The sequence below is a fragment of the Maricaulis sp. W15 genome, assembly GCF_001924955.1.
In the GTDB taxonomy this organism is placed as follows: Bacteria; Pseudomonadota; Alphaproteobacteria; order Caulobacterales; family Maricaulaceae; genus Maricaulis; species Maricaulis maris.
Genome location: NZ_LQXG01000018.1, coordinates 38,365 through 56,298 on the forward strand (window position 1 = coordinate 38,365; position 17,934 = coordinate 56,298).

General features: G+C 63.1%; 17 protein-coding genes. 6 read left to right on the forward strand and 11 right to left on the reverse strand.

The features are described from left to right. A complete protein-coding gene (locus AWH62_RS11465; protein WP_233128313.1) occupies window positions 1-693 on the reverse strand; it encodes a YafY family protein in 693 nt (230 codons plus the stop codon). Between the two features lie 130 nt (window positions 694-823). Between AWH62_RS11465 and AWH62_RS11470 the strand changes: the two genes are divergently transcribed. Further along, a complete protein-coding gene (locus tag AWH62_RS11470; RefSeq protein ID WP_075190645.1) occupies window positions 824-1,180 on the forward strand; it encodes a VOC family protein in 357 nt (118 codons plus the stop codon). A gap of 18 nt (window positions 1,181-1,198) precedes the next feature. Here the strand turns inward: AWH62_RS11470 and AWH62_RS11475 are convergent, their stop codons facing one another. The 5 genes from AWH62_RS11475 to AWH62_RS11495 all read right to left on the reverse strand — a co-directional run bounded on the left by AWH62_RS11475 (window position 1,199) and on the right by AWH62_RS11495 (window position 7,097). Next, the gene (locus AWH62_RS11475) at window positions 1,199-1,570 is read right to left on the reverse strand and encodes a hypothetical protein (protein ID WP_143743031.1); all 372 of its coding nucleotides are present in this window, start codon (window positions 1,568-1,570) and stop codon (window positions 1,199-1,201) included. A gap of 68 nt (window positions 1,571-1,638) precedes the next feature. Next, window positions 1,639-2,082, reverse strand: coding sequence for a helix-turn-helix domain-containing protein (locus AWH62_RS11480; RefSeq protein WP_075190647.1), 444 nt, complete (start codon window positions 2,080-2,082; stop codon window positions 1,639-1,641). A 211-nt stretch (window positions 2,083-2,293) separates the two neighbouring features. Continuing rightward, the gene (locus AWH62_RS11485) at window positions 2,294-5,278 is read right to left on the reverse strand and encodes a hypothetical protein (protein ID WP_075190648.1); all 2,985 of its coding nucleotides are present in this window, start codon (window positions 5,276-5,278) and stop codon (window positions 2,294-2,296) included. Continuing rightward, entirely contained in the window at window positions 5,266-6,009 is a 744-nt protein-coding gene (locus AWH62_RS11490) for a hypothetical protein (protein WP_075190649.1), read from the reverse strand. The genes AWH62_RS11485 and AWH62_RS11490 overlap by 13 nt, the downstream gene beginning before the upstream one ends. Window positions 6,010-6,107: 98 nt before the next feature. After that, window positions 6,108-7,097, reverse strand: coding sequence for a threonine/serine dehydratase (locus AWH62_RS11495; RefSeq protein WP_075190650.1), 990 nt, complete (start codon window positions 7,095-7,097; stop codon window positions 6,108-6,110). Window positions 7,098-7,261: 164 nt separating this feature from the next. Here AWH62_RS11495 and AWH62_RS11500 point away from each other — a divergent pair, with 164 nt between their 5' ends. Next, on the forward strand, window positions 7,262-8,905 hold the full coding sequence (locus tag AWH62_RS11500) for a long-chain-fatty-acid--CoA ligase (protein ID WP_075190651.1): 1,644 nt from the start codon (window positions 7,262-7,264) through the stop codon (window positions 8,903-8,905). A 64-nt stretch (window positions 8,906-8,969) separates the two neighbouring features. On the opposite strand, the gene AWH62_RS11505 is transcribed toward AWH62_RS11500, so the two are convergent. Then, window positions 8,970-9,737: an SDR family NAD(P)-dependent oxidoreductase gene (locus AWH62_RS11505; protein ID WP_075190652.1), complete on the reverse strand. Its 768-nt coding sequence runs from the start codon at window positions 9,735-9,737 to the stop codon at window positions 8,970-8,972. A 155-nt stretch (window positions 9,738-9,892) separates the two neighbouring features. Here AWH62_RS11505 and AWH62_RS11510 point away from each other — a divergent pair, with 155 nt between their 5' ends. From AWH62_RS11510 to AWH62_RS11525, 4 genes are all read left to right on the forward strand, one after another. Then, entirely contained in the window at window positions 9,893-10,798 is a 906-nt protein-coding gene (locus AWH62_RS11510) for an AraC family transcriptional regulator (protein ID WP_158025620.1), read from the forward strand. Window positions 10,799-10,957: 159 nt separating this feature from the next. Continuing rightward, window positions 10,958-11,161, forward strand: coding sequence for a superinfection immunity protein (locus AWH62_RS11515; RefSeq protein WP_075190654.1), 204 nt, complete (start codon window positions 10,958-10,960; stop codon window positions 11,159-11,161). Between the two features lie 330 nt (window positions 11,162-11,491). Beyond that, entirely contained in the window at window positions 11,492-13,234 is a 1,743-nt protein-coding gene (locus tag AWH62_RS11520) for a S9 family peptidase (protein WP_083635181.1), read from the forward strand. A gap of 126 nt (window positions 13,235-13,360) precedes the next feature. Beyond that, a complete protein-coding gene (locus AWH62_RS11525) occupies window positions 13,361-14,050 on the forward strand; it encodes a phytanoyl-CoA dioxygenase family protein (protein WP_083635162.1) in 690 nt (229 codons plus the stop codon). 33 nt (window positions 14,051-14,083) lie between these two features. Here the strand turns inward: AWH62_RS11525 and AWH62_RS11530 are convergent, their stop codons facing one another. Genes AWH62_RS11530 through AWH62_RS11545 form a run of 4 tightly spaced genes read right to left on the reverse strand, consistent with a single transcriptional unit; the run spans window position 14,084 to window position 17,812 of the window. Further along, entirely contained in the window at window positions 14,084-14,752 is a 669-nt protein-coding gene (locus tag AWH62_RS11530) for a nitroreductase family protein (RefSeq protein WP_083635163.1), read from the reverse strand. A gap of 40 nt (window positions 14,753-14,792) precedes the next feature. Continuing rightward, window positions 14,793-15,821 (reverse strand): L-threonine 3-dehydrogenase, encoded by a 1,029-nt coding sequence (tdh, locus tag AWH62_RS11535; RefSeq protein WP_075190657.1) that lies wholly within the window; start codon window positions 15,819-15,821, stop codon window positions 14,793-14,795. After that, on the reverse strand, window positions 15,818-16,657 hold the full coding sequence (locus AWH62_RS11540; RefSeq protein ID WP_075190658.1) for a hypothetical protein: 840 nt from the start codon (window positions 16,655-16,657) through the stop codon (window positions 15,818-15,820). The genes tdh and AWH62_RS11540 overlap by 4 nt, the downstream gene beginning before the upstream one ends. Window positions 16,658-16,702: 45 nt before the next feature. Then, entirely contained in the window at window positions 16,703-17,812 is a 1,110-nt protein-coding gene (locus AWH62_RS11545; RefSeq protein ID WP_075190659.1) for an NAD(P)/FAD-dependent oxidoreductase, read from the reverse strand. Between the last annotated feature and the right edge of the window lie 122 nt (window positions 17,813-17,934).

The following is a 17,934-nucleotide window of genomic DNA, read 5'->3' on the forward strand; positions in this document are numbered from 1 at the left end:
TCAAACCAGCAGATCATTGCCATCCAGCGAGGACGCGAACGCGTCCTTCGGCAGCAGGCTGAATGGCGTGCCAGTCCGTCTGGCCGACAGGATCCGGTCGCATCGGAACACACGCGACGCGTCCCGGAGATGATCGAAGGCGACCACATACCAGACCGGGTATTTCAGCAGGAGATAGTGAGGTTCGATCTGCCGTTCGGACGCCTTGCCGTCTTCGCGCCGGTATTTGATCGCCAGAATTTCCTGATCCATGAAAGCCTGATGCAGGGCCTGCACAACGCTTTTCGGCGGCGCAGCGACACCCGACTGGACATAGGTAGAGGCCGTATCGCCAATCAGGATCCGGGACTTCATCCGGGTCACCTTGTTGCGTTTTTCCGGAGAGAAGGACGCCACAAGCTGTCGCCGCACCGATCCCAAACTGGCCAGAAACATCGGCGAGCGCATCTGTTCGGACACCTCGATACTGATCAGCAGGTCGACAGCTTCGGCATAGGCCAGGTTCAACCGGCCGACACCCCAATTGCGGTCAAGCCGCACGCCGCCACCGCGCCCGCGGTCTGCGTCGATCGGCAGACCCTGCTCGCGCATGAGCAACAGGTCGCGGGCAATCGTGCGCTCGCTGACACCATGCTGCCGAGCGAGATCCCCGACCGTGCACAGGCCGTCCTGCTTCAGCTGAACGGCAAGCATGTCGATCCGCCGCAGCCTGTCTTTCGAATTCGAACGCGCCATCAAACAAATAAGACATAAAATGTCCTATTTGGCGATACACCTCGGGTCAGACACCAGGACGGTGCCTTGGCAGACAGGAGCGCAAGACATGCAAATGAATTATTTCGTCGTCGGCACGAACGACAAGGACGCCGCGACCCGGTTTTATGATGCGTTTTTCAAGGAGTTCGGCATCAATCAGGTGATGTCGAATGACAGGATGACCTACTGGCAGAGCGACAGCTTTGCCTTTGCAGTCGCCACGCCGTTCGACGAACAACCCGCAACCCATGGCAACGGGACCATGGTCGGCTTCGCGCTCGGATCCGTCGACGCCGTGAAACGTCTCCACAGCAAGGTCCTTGAACTGGGGGGGCGCTGCGAGGGTGAACCCGGCGAGCGCGGACCGATGTTTTCGGCCTATGTCCGGGACCTCGACAACAATAAGCTTTGCTTCTCCGCTTGAGGCTGTCAGGCGGCGGAGTCAGTCCGCCGCATCCTCACCGGTCACCAGTTTCGGGATCGAGCTGATCGCGAAGATCGCCGCCAGCACACCAGTCAGACCGATCAGGCCACGTTGCAGGATGAAGAGGTCGCTCATCGTCACCGCCGCCCAAATCGCGGCGGCGGCCCAACCGCCGGTGATGAGAATGATCACCAGGGACTTCACCCGGACGCTGACATTGGCCAGCAAGGTCAGCACACCCAGTGCCAGGAAAGCGGTCCCGATTTCGCGATGGAGCGGCATGCGGTCGGCAATGTCGAGCAGACCGGCACGGATCACCACACCGACGGCAATGAGAGCGCCCCCGGCAAGCGTAATGCCGATCCGGTCCATGATCGAAAGACGAGCCATGCAATCTGTTAGCATGGCTCGTCGCGAAACAGGTGAAAATTCGGCGCGATTATCCAATCACCAACAATTCAGGGCTGTTCCTGGTATCGGGTCACGATGTCCAACAGGACAACCGGGAAGGCGTGCCCGACGATTCCCACCGTCCACCAGATCATGGGCCATTTCATCACGAAACCGCCCATGCCGAGACTGATCCCCGCGAAAATCACCATGCCGAGCACATAGCTGGCCAGATGGATCCAGAAGGACAGCTGCAGCGCCGCCCGCCCCTTGGCTTTATGTTGCCGAATCCGCTCGACGGCCTCCGCTTCCGGGTCGACACACAACGCCAGCGCCTCGACATTGAACGCCGCTGCCAGCGCCATCAGCGAGTCGCGGGAGGCCGGCTCGCCATTCTCGATACGCTGGACGGTGCGCAGCCCGATGCCCGCCAGCTCGGCGAGGTGTTCCTGTGACCAATGACGCTCCTCGCGCCAGCGTTTGATTTTGGCGGCGTCTGCCTTGAAAGCCATGCTCGTCTCCTGAAAGGCTGTGTAATCCGATTGGCTCGAAAAACCAGACCGACCGCCGGCTGGCCACGCCAGACATGCGTCACAGACACGCCAAAGCCCCGCCATCATGCCGCCAACGCGCCGAACGGCACAAACTCACTGCCAGGAGCGTTACGGACGGTCGGTCGGGCAATGTTCACACCGTTTGGCCGGCAATTGCAGCGCTGAACAGTCAGTCATGGACCGCGTTGCGGATGGCATCGCCGATCGGGTCACCGATACCACTGATCTCGATCAGGACGCCGGCTTCGGTATTGACCAGGGCCTCCGTCACGGCAGGCAGCGTACCGCCCGCAATCCCCTTGACGGCATCGGTGGCCCGGTCGCCCATCGCACCCGTGATGAACCCTTTTCCAAAGGCGGAGAAATATTCGGCATAGATGTCATCGGGATTGATCTCACAGCCTTCTGCCGCCTGGGCCTGGGCATCAGCCTCCAGCTCGCCGGTCTCTATCGCGTCCGTGACAAAGCCCAGCATCACCGTGGAAAAGCACCAGAGGCGCAAATTGGTGTCGAGTATGCCGACCAGCCCGCCCAGCTGGGCGCCGCTCACCCCCATCGGGGATCCGATTCCACTGGCTGTAATCCCCAGCACGGTGAGCATATTCCGAATGCGCTGGAATTCGGCGATCGCCTGTCGCGCCCGCGCACCCTTCGCGTCGGGATCAAACAAGCGTGCCTGAAGCATACCGTCCCGACTGATCAGCCATCCGGCTCGACCATCGGCTGTGGCCAGCAAACTGCCCCCCTGATTGGCAAGAGTCCGCCCGACTGCCGCCGGCCAAGCGTCCGGAATCGCCGTGTCGGGATTGATCAGGACGAGTTCATCGCTATCCACCATCTGCGCATTGACACCCGGACCACCCAATACCTGTGCCTCGGCAACCGCGAGTGCCAGACCGAGCCGCGGCGACACGCGGCCATCGGCATGCCGGGCATGCCCGTCATGCAAGACATCCAGACCGCGCACCAGATCCGCGTTTTCGGCATCATGAACATCAACCACAGCCGAGCGCAGGGTCACCAACGGGTCCAGGCGACTCGCACGCTCACCCAATAAGCGGTCGACCTGCCCGACCAGCCCGTTGATTGCGGCCAGCGCATCCAGACTCGGACCCACCGGGGCCGGCAAGCTGCCTGCCGTGCCGGCATCCGGCGCCAGTTGCGTTTCCAACTCGACCCGCCATTCAGCAAAATACCGGCGATACAAGGCTTCGAGGGCAAATTGACCGCCGCCCGAGAAGATGGCGCGACTCCCCAGCAATTGCTCCTGGCTGTCATCCCGCGCCAGCTCGATCAGCGTCCGTCGCCCGCCGAGCGTTTGACCACCGCGCATCACCTGCAATTCCAGACGGGCAGATGTCAGGACGGTCGTCTCCGGCACCGGATACGCGCCATCAACGGCCACACCGCCCTCGACCAGCGAGAGCTCCACGCTCTGAATCGCATCGGCAAGCCCCGGCGGGGCGGTGTATCGGATTTCCAACTGGGTCCCGAAGGCGCGCCGGATCGAGGCGGCTGTCGCGTCCGGCTGATCGTCGGGCGGCAGCGCCCAGACCTGATCGAAGACAGGCTGGAACCGGCCTGTTTGCGATTCAGGCACGACGCCAAAGACCCGCCCGGGCAGCGCCTCGACCGCGGCCTGAAACGCCGCCTCGGCATCGCCCAGCTCGCCATCCGTCATGACCAGGAAGACCACCTCCCCCCGGGCTTCGGCCGCTGCCAGCCGCAGCGCCGCCGGTAAATCATCGCCGTCGCGGACGACCAGACCGGAATTATAGGCGAGCACCGCATCGCGCCGCTGAAAGTAGAGCTGGTTGCCCGCGGCCAGAACCGGCTCGCCGGCGGCGGAGACCGCGACGAAAGACTCCATCCGTCCCATGGACTCAACCAGGGCACGTCCGAGCAAGCCGGCCGAGAACAAGTGCCCCTCATCAATCATCGAGGGCGACACATCCGTGATGAAGACAACCTGCGGCGCGCGCCGCGGCTGCGCCAGGATGCGCGGCGTCACAGGCGCGCCATCGACCATCAGGCGAAGATGCGGCGCATACCAGTATGCCCCGTCCGGGGTATCGGTCTGGACCGTCAGGCCAACTTCCGGCCAGTCGGCCGTATCAATCCCGGTCAGCGTGGCCTGTGTGATCGCCGGTGCGGGTGGCAAGCCTGCGGCCAGGTCCGGCGGTCCCTCACCCGGGACCGGCAGCAAATCACCGCCGGTGGAAAAACTACGCCCGGCAACGGGGTCGCCGACCCCCGAAATGACCGGGCGCCAGGCCGGCACATCGACCGCGCCCGGCGCGCTATCCAGGAATGACCCGAGCTGGGCTGCCGGGAGGAAACGAAGAATCGGTTCATCCGCCATTCGGCCGGCCCAGTCGAGCAGGCGCTGGCGAGATCCACCCGGCGTCACCAGATCAAGCGCCAACTCGATAGGCGTGAGGCCGGGATCAACATAGGCGGAGGCAGAACGGGGGCGCGCGAGGTGCGGAAAGACCGGATCCGCGACCAGCCATTCTCCATCAACCTGATACTCGACCCAGACCCAATCAGGATTCGCCCGCTCGACACCGTTCACGATCGGCACACGGAGATAGGTGTCCAGAAGGGCTTCGGCTTGTTCCAGCTCAGCGCGCAGATTGGCGGGGATGGCGCTAGCGTCGGCCAAGGCAGACTGTCGGGCAGCCGCCTCGTCGACATCAAGCGCGTCATAAAGCGCGGAGAGACTGTCCCGGCGATCACTCTCGACGGTGCCAAGCACCGGGTCCGCATCAGGCCAATCAGCCCGCTGCAGCCGGACAGGATAACCCTGCACGTCCAGCAACGCCGCCAGCAATATGGCCTGATCGGCTGAATTGCCGCCGCGCAGCACAAGGACATCGTCAGGAGACAGGCCGCGCCCGGCATAGGATTGCAGCCAGACCCGATCGCGCACAAAGGCGAGCATCGCCTCCGGCGTTGCCAGCTCGGGCGCCGCTTCAGCCACGGTCAGGCCCGGCGCGGCATAGTCTGCTTCCGCCGCACGCAGAAGCGCCAACAGGTCGCGCTGACGGCCGGCCTGCCCGCCACCCATCAACACCAGGAGCAGCAAACCGAGCGTGATCACTACCGCGATACCGGCCCGGACCGGTGTCACATGTCGCGTCAATCCGTCCATGACCGCACCCCCGCTTCGGTGCGGACATACACATCCGTCACCGTCTCGATATAGCTTGTTTCACAACTGGTTGAGAGATTGTTCCGTATTCGGGAGCCGCCGATCCGAACCTGACCCGTGTCTGTGTAGCCGAAGAAAACGGCGTGGACCGGATAAGGTGTCTCCCATTGATCGGGACAGGTTTCGCGGATGCGTTCGGGAAACCGGATAACCGCGACAAGGTCGATCAGATTTGGCGCGACCTGTCCGAGAAGCCAGTCGTCCCCAAACATGTAGCGCCATATCTGGTAGTAATCATGGTCGGCATCGACATGGGTAAAGCGCATTGCCAGCTCACCACCGCGACGCTCATGATAGGCAATCAGCTGGAAGCCGCCTGACATCTCCCAGATCCCCGACAGGTCGGTGAACCGCAAGCCGCAGGGATCAAATATCTCGATCCCGGACTCGCCGGCATCTGGGTCGCGGACATTCAAAGGCGGGCCGTAAGTCCCGAACGGACAAGGCCGGTCAGAGTTCGGTTCAATCGGACCGGCCGCCCGGATCTGGTCCAACAGCGCCTGCTCGGCATCGGTCAGGGGTGGTTCGGTCGACGGCTGGATTTCGGCCGACCCGTCGCCAGAGGGGGCAACGGATTCTGGGGAAGGCTGGGCAAAGGCCGCGGACGCGCTACCCTGAATGACCAGCGCAGCAGCAATCCCAAAGGCGTACCCGGTTCTCGACACAGGCATGCAACCTCCCCGATTTTCGGACGAAGGTTAACAAGCGGGCCGGGTAAGCGCAAACAGGGCCCGGTCAGGTCTGACCGGCACATGTATCATGTGTGCCATCAAGCCCGGTCGAGGGCTTTTTGAAAGACTACAGCATCCACATTGCCGCCGGTTGCGAGCACGCAGACTGTCTTGCCGGCAACATCCATCTTGCCGGACAGCACAGCCGCCAGCGCCGCGACACCGCCGGGCTCGACGACGATTTTGAGGTGCCGCCACGCAGCCGCCATGGCATCAAGCGCCTCGTCATCGGAGATCGCGGCGCCAGCGCTCAGCTGGGTTGAATTGAGCGCCCAAGTCAGGGCGCCCGGCGTCGGCGTGATAATCGCATCACAGATCGAGCCGGTAAGCTTGGTATTGGTCTCGCGCTGGCCGCTGGCGAGCGAGCGCTTGTGATCGTCAAACCCCTCCGGCTCCGCCGACCATATCGCGACTTCCGGGAAGGCGTGGGACATGGCCAAGCCGACGCCGGCGATAAGACCTCCGCCACCGGCGCAACACACCACAATGTCCGGCGTTTCTCCGAGCGCCTGCAATTGCTGTGCGGCTTCAAGACCGGCCGTGCCCTGCCCGGCAATGATGTAGGGGTCCTCATAAGGCGGCACGAGAATGCGCCCCTCGGCCTCGGCGATCGCCAGCCCCATCGCTTCGCGGCTCTCGGTAGCGCGGTCATAGGTCACCACTTCGCCGCCCCAGAACAGGACCCCCTCCACCTTCGAACGCGGCGCATCGGCCGGCATCAGGATCTTGGCGGTGGTGCCGTTGAGCTTGGCTGCTGCCGCGACGCCCTGGGCATGATTCCCGGAGGAATAGGCCAAAATGCCGCGTGCTTTCTCGGCGTCATCCAGCCGGGAAATGCGGTTGAAGGCGCCGCGAAACTTGAACGAGCCGGTGCGTTGCAGGCACTCGGCCTTCACAAACAGGCGACAACCCGTCTCGGCGTCGAGCCGGTCATTGCGCAAAAGCGGCGTGGCGACCGCATGCCCGGCCAGCCTGCCCGCTGCATCGAGAATATCGGCATGGGTCGGCAGGTTGACGGGATGGGTCACGGGCAGAACTCCTCGACAGATCGCAGCACCGGGCGGCGCCTCATGTGCAAAAAACGCATAAGCAATTCAAACCGATTGAGCAAAGGGATTGCGCCGTGGCCCGTTAGACCGTTTGATTGGCAAAACACAAAAACGGACCAACGGTTGATTATCAGGGGAAATACATGACTTTGCGCGCACACATGATGGACTGTCCGCTCATGATCTCGGACATTCTGGTTCACGCGGCAAAATGCCATGGCGATCAGGAAATTGTCACGCGGCTGCCGGAGAGCGGCCAGATCCATCGCCAGAATTACACGACGACCTACAAGCGTACGCAGCAGCTGGCCAACGCCCTGCAAAAGAAACTCAAAATCCGCGAGGGCGACCGCGTCGCCACCATCGCCTGGAATTCGCACCGCCATTTCGAGCTTTACTACGCGATTTCCGGGGTCGGCGCCGTCGTCCACACCGTCAATCCGCGCCTTGATCCCAAGCAGCTGATCTGGATGCTCGACCATGCGCAGTCCAAGACGGTGTTCTTCGACAAACAATTCGCACCGCTGATCGACGCCATCTCGAAAGCGTGCAAATCGGTCAAGAACTGGGTTCTGATGACCGACAAGACCCATCTCGAGGGCGTCCAGACCAAGTGCAAGAGCTATGAAGAGCTGATCGCCGATTATCCGGCCGATTTCGACTGGCCGGTCTTCGACGAATATGCCGCCGCCGGCTTGTGCTATACGTCCGGTACCACAGGCGATCCCAAGGGCGTTTTGTATTCGCACCGTTCGACCGTCCTGCATGCCATGGCATCAGCCGCCGCTGATGTGATCGGCGTTGGCGCTCGCGGCACGATTTTGCCGGTCGTGCCGATGTTCCACGTCAATGCCTGGGGCATTCCCTACGCCGCGCCGATGAATGGCGCCAAGCTGGTGATGCCCGGCGCCCAGATGGACGGCGCCTCCATTCACGAACTGATCGAGGGCGAGAACGTCAATTACGTCGCCGGCGTGCCGACGGTCTGGCTCGGCCTGCTCAATTATCTCGAGGCCGAAGGCAAGCGCATCGACAGTGTCGAACGGGTTCTGATCGGCGGTTCGGCGCTGCCCGAAGCCCTGCTGCGCGCCTATGAGGACAAGTATGGTGTGGTCATGCAGCAAGGCTGGGGCATGACCGAAATGAGCCCGCTGGGTACGGTCAATGTCCTTCTGCCCAAGCATGAAGGTCTCGATCGCGAGGAGATCGTCAAGGTCAAGCTGAAACAGGGCCGCCTCGTCTTCGGTGTCGGCATGCGCATTGTCGATGATGAAGGCAAGGAACTCCCCTGGGACGGCGAGTCCTCCGGTCATGTCCAGGTCCGCGGGCCATGGATCGCTTCAGGCTATTATCGCGGTGCCGGTGCCGAAAGCTTCACCGAGGACGGCTGGTTCCAGACCGGCGATGTGGCGCATCTCGACGGCAGCGGTTTCATGACCATCACGGACCGCTCCAAGGATGTCATCAAGACCGGCGGCGAATGGATTTCCTCGATCGATCTGGAAAACGCCGCCATGGGTCATCCCTCGGTCGCCATGGCCGCCGCCGTCGGCATGCCGCACCCGAAATGGCAGGAACGTCCGCTGCTCGTCGTCCAGCTCAAGCCGGGTGCCGAACCGGATGCCGCCTCGATCATCGACTATCTGCGCGGCGAGGTGCCCAAATGGTGGCTGCCCGACGCGGTCGAGTTCATCGAGGAAATGCCGATCGGCGCGACCGGCAAAATCCTCAAGACCAAGTTGCGGGAAATCTACAAGGATTATGAATTCCCGACGGTTGACGCATAGGTCCTGACACCGCACTCGACATGATGAAGCCCCGGCCAAGCGGCCGGGGCTTTTTCGTTGGCCGTCAGAGGCTTTGGCCACCGGACACTTCAATGCGCTGACCGGTCATCCAGTCAAAACCACCCGACATGAAGCCGGCGACTGCGCTGCCGATATCGGCCGGCAGACCGACCCGGCCCAAGGCCGTCACCGACGCGATATGGGCATTGACCTCGGCATTGTCGCGCACCAATCCACCGCCGAAATCGGTCTCTATCGCGCCGGGTGCCAAGACATTGACGGTAATGCCGCGATCCCCGAATTCGACCGCCTGGTAACGTGTCAGCACTTCGACCGCGCCTTTCATCGCCGCATAGGCGCCAAGCCCCGGGAAAGTGAACCGGGTCAAACCGGTCGACACGTTGAGGATCCGACCGCCATCGACCAGCATTGGTTCGAGGTGTTGGGTCAGGAAAAGCACGCCCTTGAAATGCACGTTCATCAAGGCATCGAAATCGGCTTCGGCGAGATCGCGGATCGGGGCATTGGCGCCCATGCCGGCATTATTGACCAGCCCGTCGAAATCCTTGCGGTTCCAGACTTGGTCCAGCGTCTCGACAAGTCGCTCGGAAAAATCCGGAAAGCTCGCGACATCACCGACATCGAGTTGCAGGGCCGCAGCCTTGCGCCCCAACGCGCGGATTTCGGACAGGGCGGCGTCGGCGTCCGCCGCCTGCTGGCGATAGGTGATGATGACGTCAAGCCCGGCCCGGGCCAGATGCAGGGCCGCGCTGCGCCCGAGCCCGCGACTACCGCCGGTGACCAGAATGATGGGGGTGGGATTGGAAGACATGTGAACTCCTCGGTTGCTGCCCACCGACCTACGCCCGACCGGTCGCCCCTGCCTGCCCCATCCTCGCCAATTCTTGCCTGATCCTGCAATTTGCCGTCGGCCCGGCTTGTCCATCGCCCATCGGCGCAGTAGGCCGGTCCGGGAAGGACCGGATGATGACCGATATCGCCACGCTGTGCCGTGACATGCTCGCTTACGCTGACAAGAACGGCTTCTCAGATCAGCCATCGCTGTGCAATGTCGCCGGTCTGACCCTGGTTCGCGTTCGCCAACCGGCCGAATTTTCGGCCATCCGTTACGAACCCATGTTCTGCCTTGTCCTGCAGGGCGCAAAGCAAGCCTGCCTTGGCAATGCGCTCGTCACCTTCGCGGAACGGGACAGTCTGATCTGCAGCATTGACCTGCCGACCGCGGGTCGTGTGGTCACGGCATCACCGCAGGCGCCCTATCTCGCCCTGGCAATCCCGATCGATACCGGTCTGCTGCGGGAATTGTCAGCCGAGCTGGAGACGACCGGCGCATCCCCGCAGGACCGGCCCCGCCCCGACCCGCACAGCAGCGCCCTCGCCGTCGGTCCTGTCGATGACGCGCTGCTGGATGCAATGGCGCGCCTGTTCGCCCTGCGCGAAGACCCGGCCGGTGCCCGCAGCCTGGCACCACTCATCATACGGGAAATCCATTTTCGATTGTTGCGGGCCGAAAATGGCGGCTTGCTGCGCCGCCTGATGCAGACCGACAGCCATGCCGAGCGTATCGCCAGGGCCATCCATCGCATCCGGCGCGATTTCGCATCGGCCTTGAGCATTGACGCGTTGGCGCGTGAGGCCGGCATGAGCGCGTCGTCCTTCCATGCCCATTTCCGTGCCCTGACCGGCACGACGCCGCATCGCTATCAAAAAGCCATGCGGCTGATGGAGGCGCGGCGGCTTCTGGCCGAGGGCAGCGACAGCATTTCCGCGATCGCCTTCGCGGTTGGTTATGAAAGTCCGACCCAGTTCAGCCGCGAATACCGCAGCAAATTCAACCGCTCCCCCCGCGAAGACCGTCGCCTCGCCGGGTGAGGCTGACAGCCATCGCGCCACATCCTTTCTGACCCGGGACTTAAATCGGATTAATCCCCCCTGCCTTTCCCTTGTGCCCCCCGCGCCGTCGACCTACATTCATATCGAAATTCGATAAGCCCCTGAACAGACGACCGAGGGGGCAAAGGAGACAGGACAATGGAGGTTTACGTCATGGGTGGTGAAGTCGCGGTGATTGGTCTGCTGGCCTATTTCCTGCCGACCCTGATCGGCCTCCTGCGCGGTCACGACAACACGTTCGCGATCTTCCTCACCAATCTGCTTCTGGGTTGGACCTTCATCGGCTGGATCATCGCCTTCATCTGGTCGTTCACAGCGATCCGCCGGCGCGTGCGGGCCTAGAGGTTTCCCCAAGACCTCGCTCACGGGTTGACCGCCCAGCCTCACACCCAACGGTCAGCCCTGGCAAACGCGCCTACCCCAACCGGCCCCAAACCGGACAATGCTTCGCCCGGATCGCCCCCAACGATCCGGGCGTTTTTTGTCCGGAACGCGCCACTCATTTAGACCGATTTCGAATTAAAACTTGCGTTCATTTTGATCATTAGCTAATTATCGAGTTGTAAACGGGCTCCAACCGTCCCCGGCCAACGGGCCCAACCATCCATCACAACCGGCTGCCCGCCTCATTGCAGGCGAATGCATCCGGCTGGCCAAATCCCGGAGGGCCAAATGCCGATTATCCGAACCATCACCCCCTGGCTGACAGGTCTCGTGATCACATTCCTGATCACGATGGCCCAAGCCTCCGCCGACAACAGCCCGAATATCCCCCCATCCGGCGACTGGCTCGGCGTCCTGACAACGCCCGGCGGCGAATTACGCTTGTTGATCACCGCCACGGAACAGCCCGATGGCAGTCATCGTGGCGAGCTGGAAAGCCTCGACCAGGCGCCCGGCCAAAAAATTCCCATCGATGAGTTTGCGATCGATGCCAACGCGATGCGCTTCGCCATCACCGCAATGGGCGTGTCCTACAGCGGCGAATGGAATGAACAGACCCGGCGCTATGAAGGCGAGTTCAGCCAGGGCATGAACCTGCCCCTGGCATTTGCCCGGCCCGAGACTGTCGAGGTGACAGTCATCGACGGCATGGACGGTGTCTGGGAAGGCATGCTGACACGCGGCGAGACCGAACTGGCTTTCACCCTCAATATCGAAACCGGCGAGGACGGCACCCAGATCACGCTCGATTCCGTCACCCAGGCGGCCTATGGCATCCCGGTCACGGAGTTCACCCGTGACGGTGACGCAGTCGGCTTTCGCATCCCGGCCGCCAATGTGACCTATCGCGGCACGCTGGATGCGGGCGGCGACATGCTGACCGGTCAATGGATCCGCCCGGGCTTTCCCGACGCAGAGGTCAGCTTTCAGCGCACGGCCAACCTCGTGACCGGTCCCAACCGCCCGCAGGAACCGGTCGGCCCCTTCCCCTACCGCGTCGAGCCGGTCCGCTTCGACAATCCGGAGGCCGAGGGTGTGACCCTTGCCGGCACGCTGACCCTCCCGGCCGGTGACGGCCCCTTCCCCGCCGCCATCCTGATCTCCGGTTCCGGGCCGCAGGATCGCGACGAGACCGTGTGGACCCATCGCCCCTTCGCCGTTCTGGCCGATCATCTCACCCGCAATGGCATCGCCGTGCTGCGCTATGATGACCGCGGCTTTGCTGAATCAACTGGCGATTTTGCGTCCTCGACCTCGATGGATTTCGCCTCCGATACGGAGGCCGCGCTGGCCTGGTTTCGGGCCCGGCCGGAGATCGATGCCTCCGCCATCGGGCTGATCGGACACAGCGAAGGCGGGCTGATTGCCCCGGTTGTCGCCGCTGATAATGACGCAGTCGCCTTCCTGGTCTTGCTGGCCGGCCCCGGTACGACCGGCGAGCAGATCATTCTGGACCAGTCATTGGCCGCAGCCCGCGCCGGTGGCCGCAGCCAGGAAGAGCTGGACGTGCTGGCCCGCCTGATCCCGCAAATCACCGGCACGGTGAGCGCGGCAGCGGATGAAGAGGCAGCCCGCTCGGCACTGAACGCACTGTTTACCGACGAGACCCTCGCCCTGCTCGGCGCTGCACCGGCGCAGCGCGAACTGCTGGTCAGCCAGAATGTCCGCGCCTGGCAACGCAACTTCCTGCGTCACGACCCGGCCGCCTATCTGCCGCAGGTTGATCAGCCGGTGCTGGCCGTGAACGGTTCGCTCGACCTCCAGGTTCTCCCCGGCCCCAATCTGGCCGGGCTGGAAGCGGGCCTGTCCGGCAATCCCGACATCACGGTGCTGGAGCTGGAGGGTCTCAATCACATGTTCCAGACGGCGCAGACCGGCACCATCGCCGAATATGCCGAGATCGAAGAAACCTTCGCCCCACACGCGCTGGACCTTATCTCGGACTGGATCGCGGCGCGTTTCTTGGACTAGCACCGCATAAGCCGCACGGCGCCTGGACCTACAGGTCCGGGCGTCTGTTGGGCGAACAATGGCCACTGCGACATCTGCTAAATTTGGCCTACGCCCGCCCAGCCCTTCACGGTACAAGCGGTGTCGATGTCAGATTCTTCCCATCCTTCACCTACACAAACAAGCCAAGAGAATATCTCCGCCGGCGAGGTTTGGCTTTTGCGCCAAGTGCTTTCACAAAGCGCACTTCACGCAATGCGCGAGATGGTCGGGCACCATGATCAACCCGGCAGACGGATTGAGGAAAGCGCGCCCCTCTACGAGAGCAAAGGCATCGCGGCACTCTGCAAGCGCATCCGCACCATATGGCCGAAAATGCGGCCGGTCCGCATGATTTCATTCAACAAGATAGCCGACACAAACTGGGCGGTGCCGTGGCATCAGGATCGCGTCATCGCAGTTCACGACCGAGTTGATATCAACGGGTTCAAAAACTGGTCACGGAAGGACGGTGTCTGGCACTGCGAAGCCCCGGAATCGGTATTGGCTCGCATGCTCTTTGTCCGCCTCCATCTGGATGATGCGGCAGAGGCCGATGGCGCGATGGAGATCGCATTGGACAGCGCGCGGCATGGCCGGGTTTCTGCCGATAACGCCGAGGCAATCGCTCGATCCTGCCAGACCACCACCCCTCAATGTGCGGCGGGCGACGCGATCGTGCTACCAATGCTCACGCTGCACCGATCCCTCGCATCCCGCTCACTGCGGCCGCGGCGCGTAATTCGCATCGACTTTGCCGACCTAGAAGTCCCCGGCGATCTCAACTGGCGGACCTGACCGCGCTTGCCTGCAACCGTCAGGATTCCCTCATCAAAGCCAGGTCGTGATCTCGTCCAGTCGCTTCTTGACCAGGGCGTGCTCTGGCACGGTCGCATCCTCGGCCGGATAGCCGCCGACGATCAGCATGTAGGGTTTTTCCCCGGCCGGGCGTTCGCAGACCTCGTTGAGGAAGCGCATCGGATTGGGCGTGTGGGTCAGCGTGACCAGGCCGGCCTCGTGCAGCGCCGCCAGCAGGAAACCGCAGGCAATGCCGACGCTCTCGTGGATGTAGTAATTCTTCTTGTCCTGGCCGATCTCCTCACCACCGCGCTTCTGGGCGAAGACGGCGATCAGGACCGGCGCATGTTCGAGGAAAGGCTTGCTGGCATCGGTGCCCAGCGGCGCCAGCGCATCGAGCCATTCCTGCGGTGCCTTGCCATTGTAGAAGGCCGCTTCTTCCGCCTCGGCCGCCTCACGCAGGGCCCGACGCTTGGCCGGGTCGCTGAGCACAACAAAATGCCAGGGCTGGTGATTGGCACCTGAAGGCGCCGAACCGGCGGCGATGATGGCCTGTTCGATCACCGCACGCTCGACCGGCTTGTCGGAATAATCCCGCACCGTGCGCCGGCGCAACAGGTTCTGCGTGAACCGGCTGACCCGCTCGCGCATCTCGGCTTGCGGATATTCAATGTAGTTTTCAAGCGGTACGCGTTTTTCCATACCCATCAGGACCCTCCCCGGCCCAAGCGAGGTGACACACTCAATCCCAGTCCAGAACCACCTTGCCGGACTTGCCGGCCCGCATGGCGTCGAAACCCTTCTGGAACTCATCGGCCTTGTAGCGGTGGGTGATGATGCGCGAAACGTCGAGACCGCTCTCGAGCATGGCGATCATCTTGTACCAGGTCTCGAACATTTCGCGGCCGTAAATGCCCTTCAGCGTGATCGCCTTGAGCACGAGCTGGCCGAAATCGACCTCGATCGGCTTGGACGGCAGGCCGAGCATGGCGACCTTGCCACCCATCACCATATTGTTGAGCATCGAGCCGAAAGCCTGCGGCGCGCCGGACATTTCCAGACCGACATCAAAGCCCTCGGTCATGCCGAGCTCTTTGGCCACATCCTCGATCTTCTCTTTCGAGACATCGACCGTGCGGATCTTCGGCGCGACCTGGCTGGCCAGGTGCAGGCGATGGGTGTTGATATCGGTCAACACGACATGTCGGGCACCGACATGGCGGGCAATGGCGGCGGCCATGATGCCGATCGGTCCGGCGCCGGTGATCAGCACATCCTCGCCGATCATGTCGAACTGCAGCGCTGTGTGTACCGCATTGCCGAGCGGATCGAGGATGGCGCCGATCTCGTCGGGCACATCCTCGGGCAGCGGCACGACGTTGAAGGCCGGCAGCTTCATGTATTCGGCAAAGGCGCCGGGGATATTGACCCCGACACCGCGGGTTTCCGGGTCGAGATGGAAACGTCCGGCGCGGGCGGCGCGGCTGGTGACGCCAACCACATGACCTTCGCCGGAGACACGCTGGCCGACCTTGACCCGGGTCACGTTCGAGCCCGTGTCGACGATCTCGCCGGCATATTCATGGCCGACCACCATGGGCGTCGGCACATTCTTGGCCGCCCAGTCGTCCCAATTGTAGATATGGATGTCCGTGCCGCAGATGGCGGTGCGTTTGATCTTGATCAGGACATCATCCGGACCGATTTGCGGCTCCGGCACGTCCTCCATCCAGATGCCTTCTTCCGGCTTGGCTTTGACCAGGGCTTTCATGCAGCGTCCTCACCTTGTGGCGTCCCCGTCTTGGCGGGTTTGTCGCGAAGATACATCACCGCGGCGATGGGGAAAGTCAGCATCATCGGAATGAGCAGTATGCCCATCAGTTCAGCAACATGTCCGTTCGAGCCGCTGATCCAGGTCGCCGCGATGGACAGCGCGCCAACAGCCGCGGGAATGGCCAGGATGCGGCGCCGATCCATCCACAGCATGGCGGCCAGCCAGGCGGCATAGGCAGCGATCAGCCCCCATTTGATCCAGGTGTCGATGCGCAGCATCTCGACCCGCACCGGCAGAAAACTGTCAAAGGCGTAGGAAACCAGTTCGACTTCCGTGCTGGCTTCATCGAAATAGCCGCGCGGCAGGCAATCGCGCAGGACGACATCATCGCGCCCGTCCGCCGGTTCGATGTCGGAGCTGCACAGCGGATTTTCGATCTCGGCAAGAATGCCGTTGATGGTGGCATTTTCCTGCCAGTCGGCCGGAATGGTCGCCAGCGCCAGCCCGACCCCGACCGCGGCGAGAAATCGCCCGCGCAGGGCCATGCCAAGAAAGAACACCGCCGCCATACCGGCATAGGCGACCGGGAAGAACCAGTCGAGAAACTGGACCTCGACCAGCCAGGCGCGCAGCGCCGCCGCCCCCTCGCCCTGCAGAAAGGCAATATCCCCAACATCCTCGGCGAACTCCAGGGCGAGGATCGGGGTTTTGAACCCCTCGGCCATCGGCGCACTGCCCAGATCGGGCGGAGCGCCGAACAACGCCAGCGGGAAGGCCAAGGTCGCCAGGGTGAGAACCAGTGTGGCCACAAAGGCCCAGCGTGCAGGTGTCATATCGCCTCCCGATCCGGCGTCATAGTGGCCTGTCGCCGGGCCGGATCAAGCGGATAAATGTTCCGCCACCGTTTCCCCGATCGCCAGCGAGGCGGTCAGGCCCGGACTTTCAATCCCGAACAGGGCCATCAGGCCGGCAACGCCATGGCTTTCCGGTCCGTCCATCCGGAAATCCGGCTGCGGCTCACCCGGCCCATGCAGCTTGGGGCGAATGCCGGCATAATCCGGCATCAGGCCCCCGTCCGGCAGCGACGGCCAGAAGCGCCGCGCGGTCGCATAAAACGCCTCGGCCCGCGCCGGATCGACCGTGTAATCCTCGGCTTCGACGAAAGCCAGGTCCGGCCCGAACCGCGCCTGCCCGCCCAGATCGCGGCGGTAATGCGTGCCCAGCGCGCCGGGAATCGGCAGCGGATAGACCAGCCGCGAGAACGGCGCCTTGCCCGACAGGGTGAAGTAGACGCCCTTGCCATAATGCAGCGGCGGGATCCGCTCGGCCGGCATGGTCTCGATCATCGCCGCAGCCGCCTGTGCGCCCAGCCCGGCCGCGATCACCAGATAGCGTGTCGTGACCTCGGTCGCATGCTCGCCGCCCGTCCGCACGACAAAGCCGCCGCCCTTGAGCGGCGTCGCGCCGGCAAAGGGCGTATTGACGGCGATGGCGCCGCCATGCCCGGCGATCTCGCCGGCCAGCGCATCCATATAGGCGTGGGCATCCATGACGCCGCTTTCTTCCGACAACAATGCCGCCTCGGCCCGCAATTCCGGCTCCAACGCCCGCGCTTCGGCACCGCTCAACCGCCGCATGCCGCCGACCTGGTTGGCCTTGGCCTGATCGAGGATGGCGTCGAGCCGCTCGATCTCGTGCGGCTCGGTCGCGACGACGAGCTTGCCGCATTTCTCGTGTGGCAGATGATGGTGTGCGAGAAAGGCGTAGAGCATCAGCCGGCCCGCCACGCAGAGCCGCGCTTTCAGCGATCCGGTCGGATAATAGAGCCCGCCATGGATGACCTCGGAATTGCGCGAGGAAATGCCCTGGCCGATCTTGGTGGCGGCTTCCAGCACGATGGTCTCATGGCCGCGCCGAGCGAAGGCCCGGGCGGTGGCAAGTCCAACTGCACCGGCTCCGACGATGATCGCATCTGTCTCGAAAGCCATGCACAATCTCCCGGCCCGGCGCGCGAAAAACCGCAGTTTGGCATGAGTCCGTGGCCCGGGAAGACGTTCGGTTGCCTGACCTGGCAACGCCCGAAAAAATCCGCCCGGCGCTGGGCGCCGGG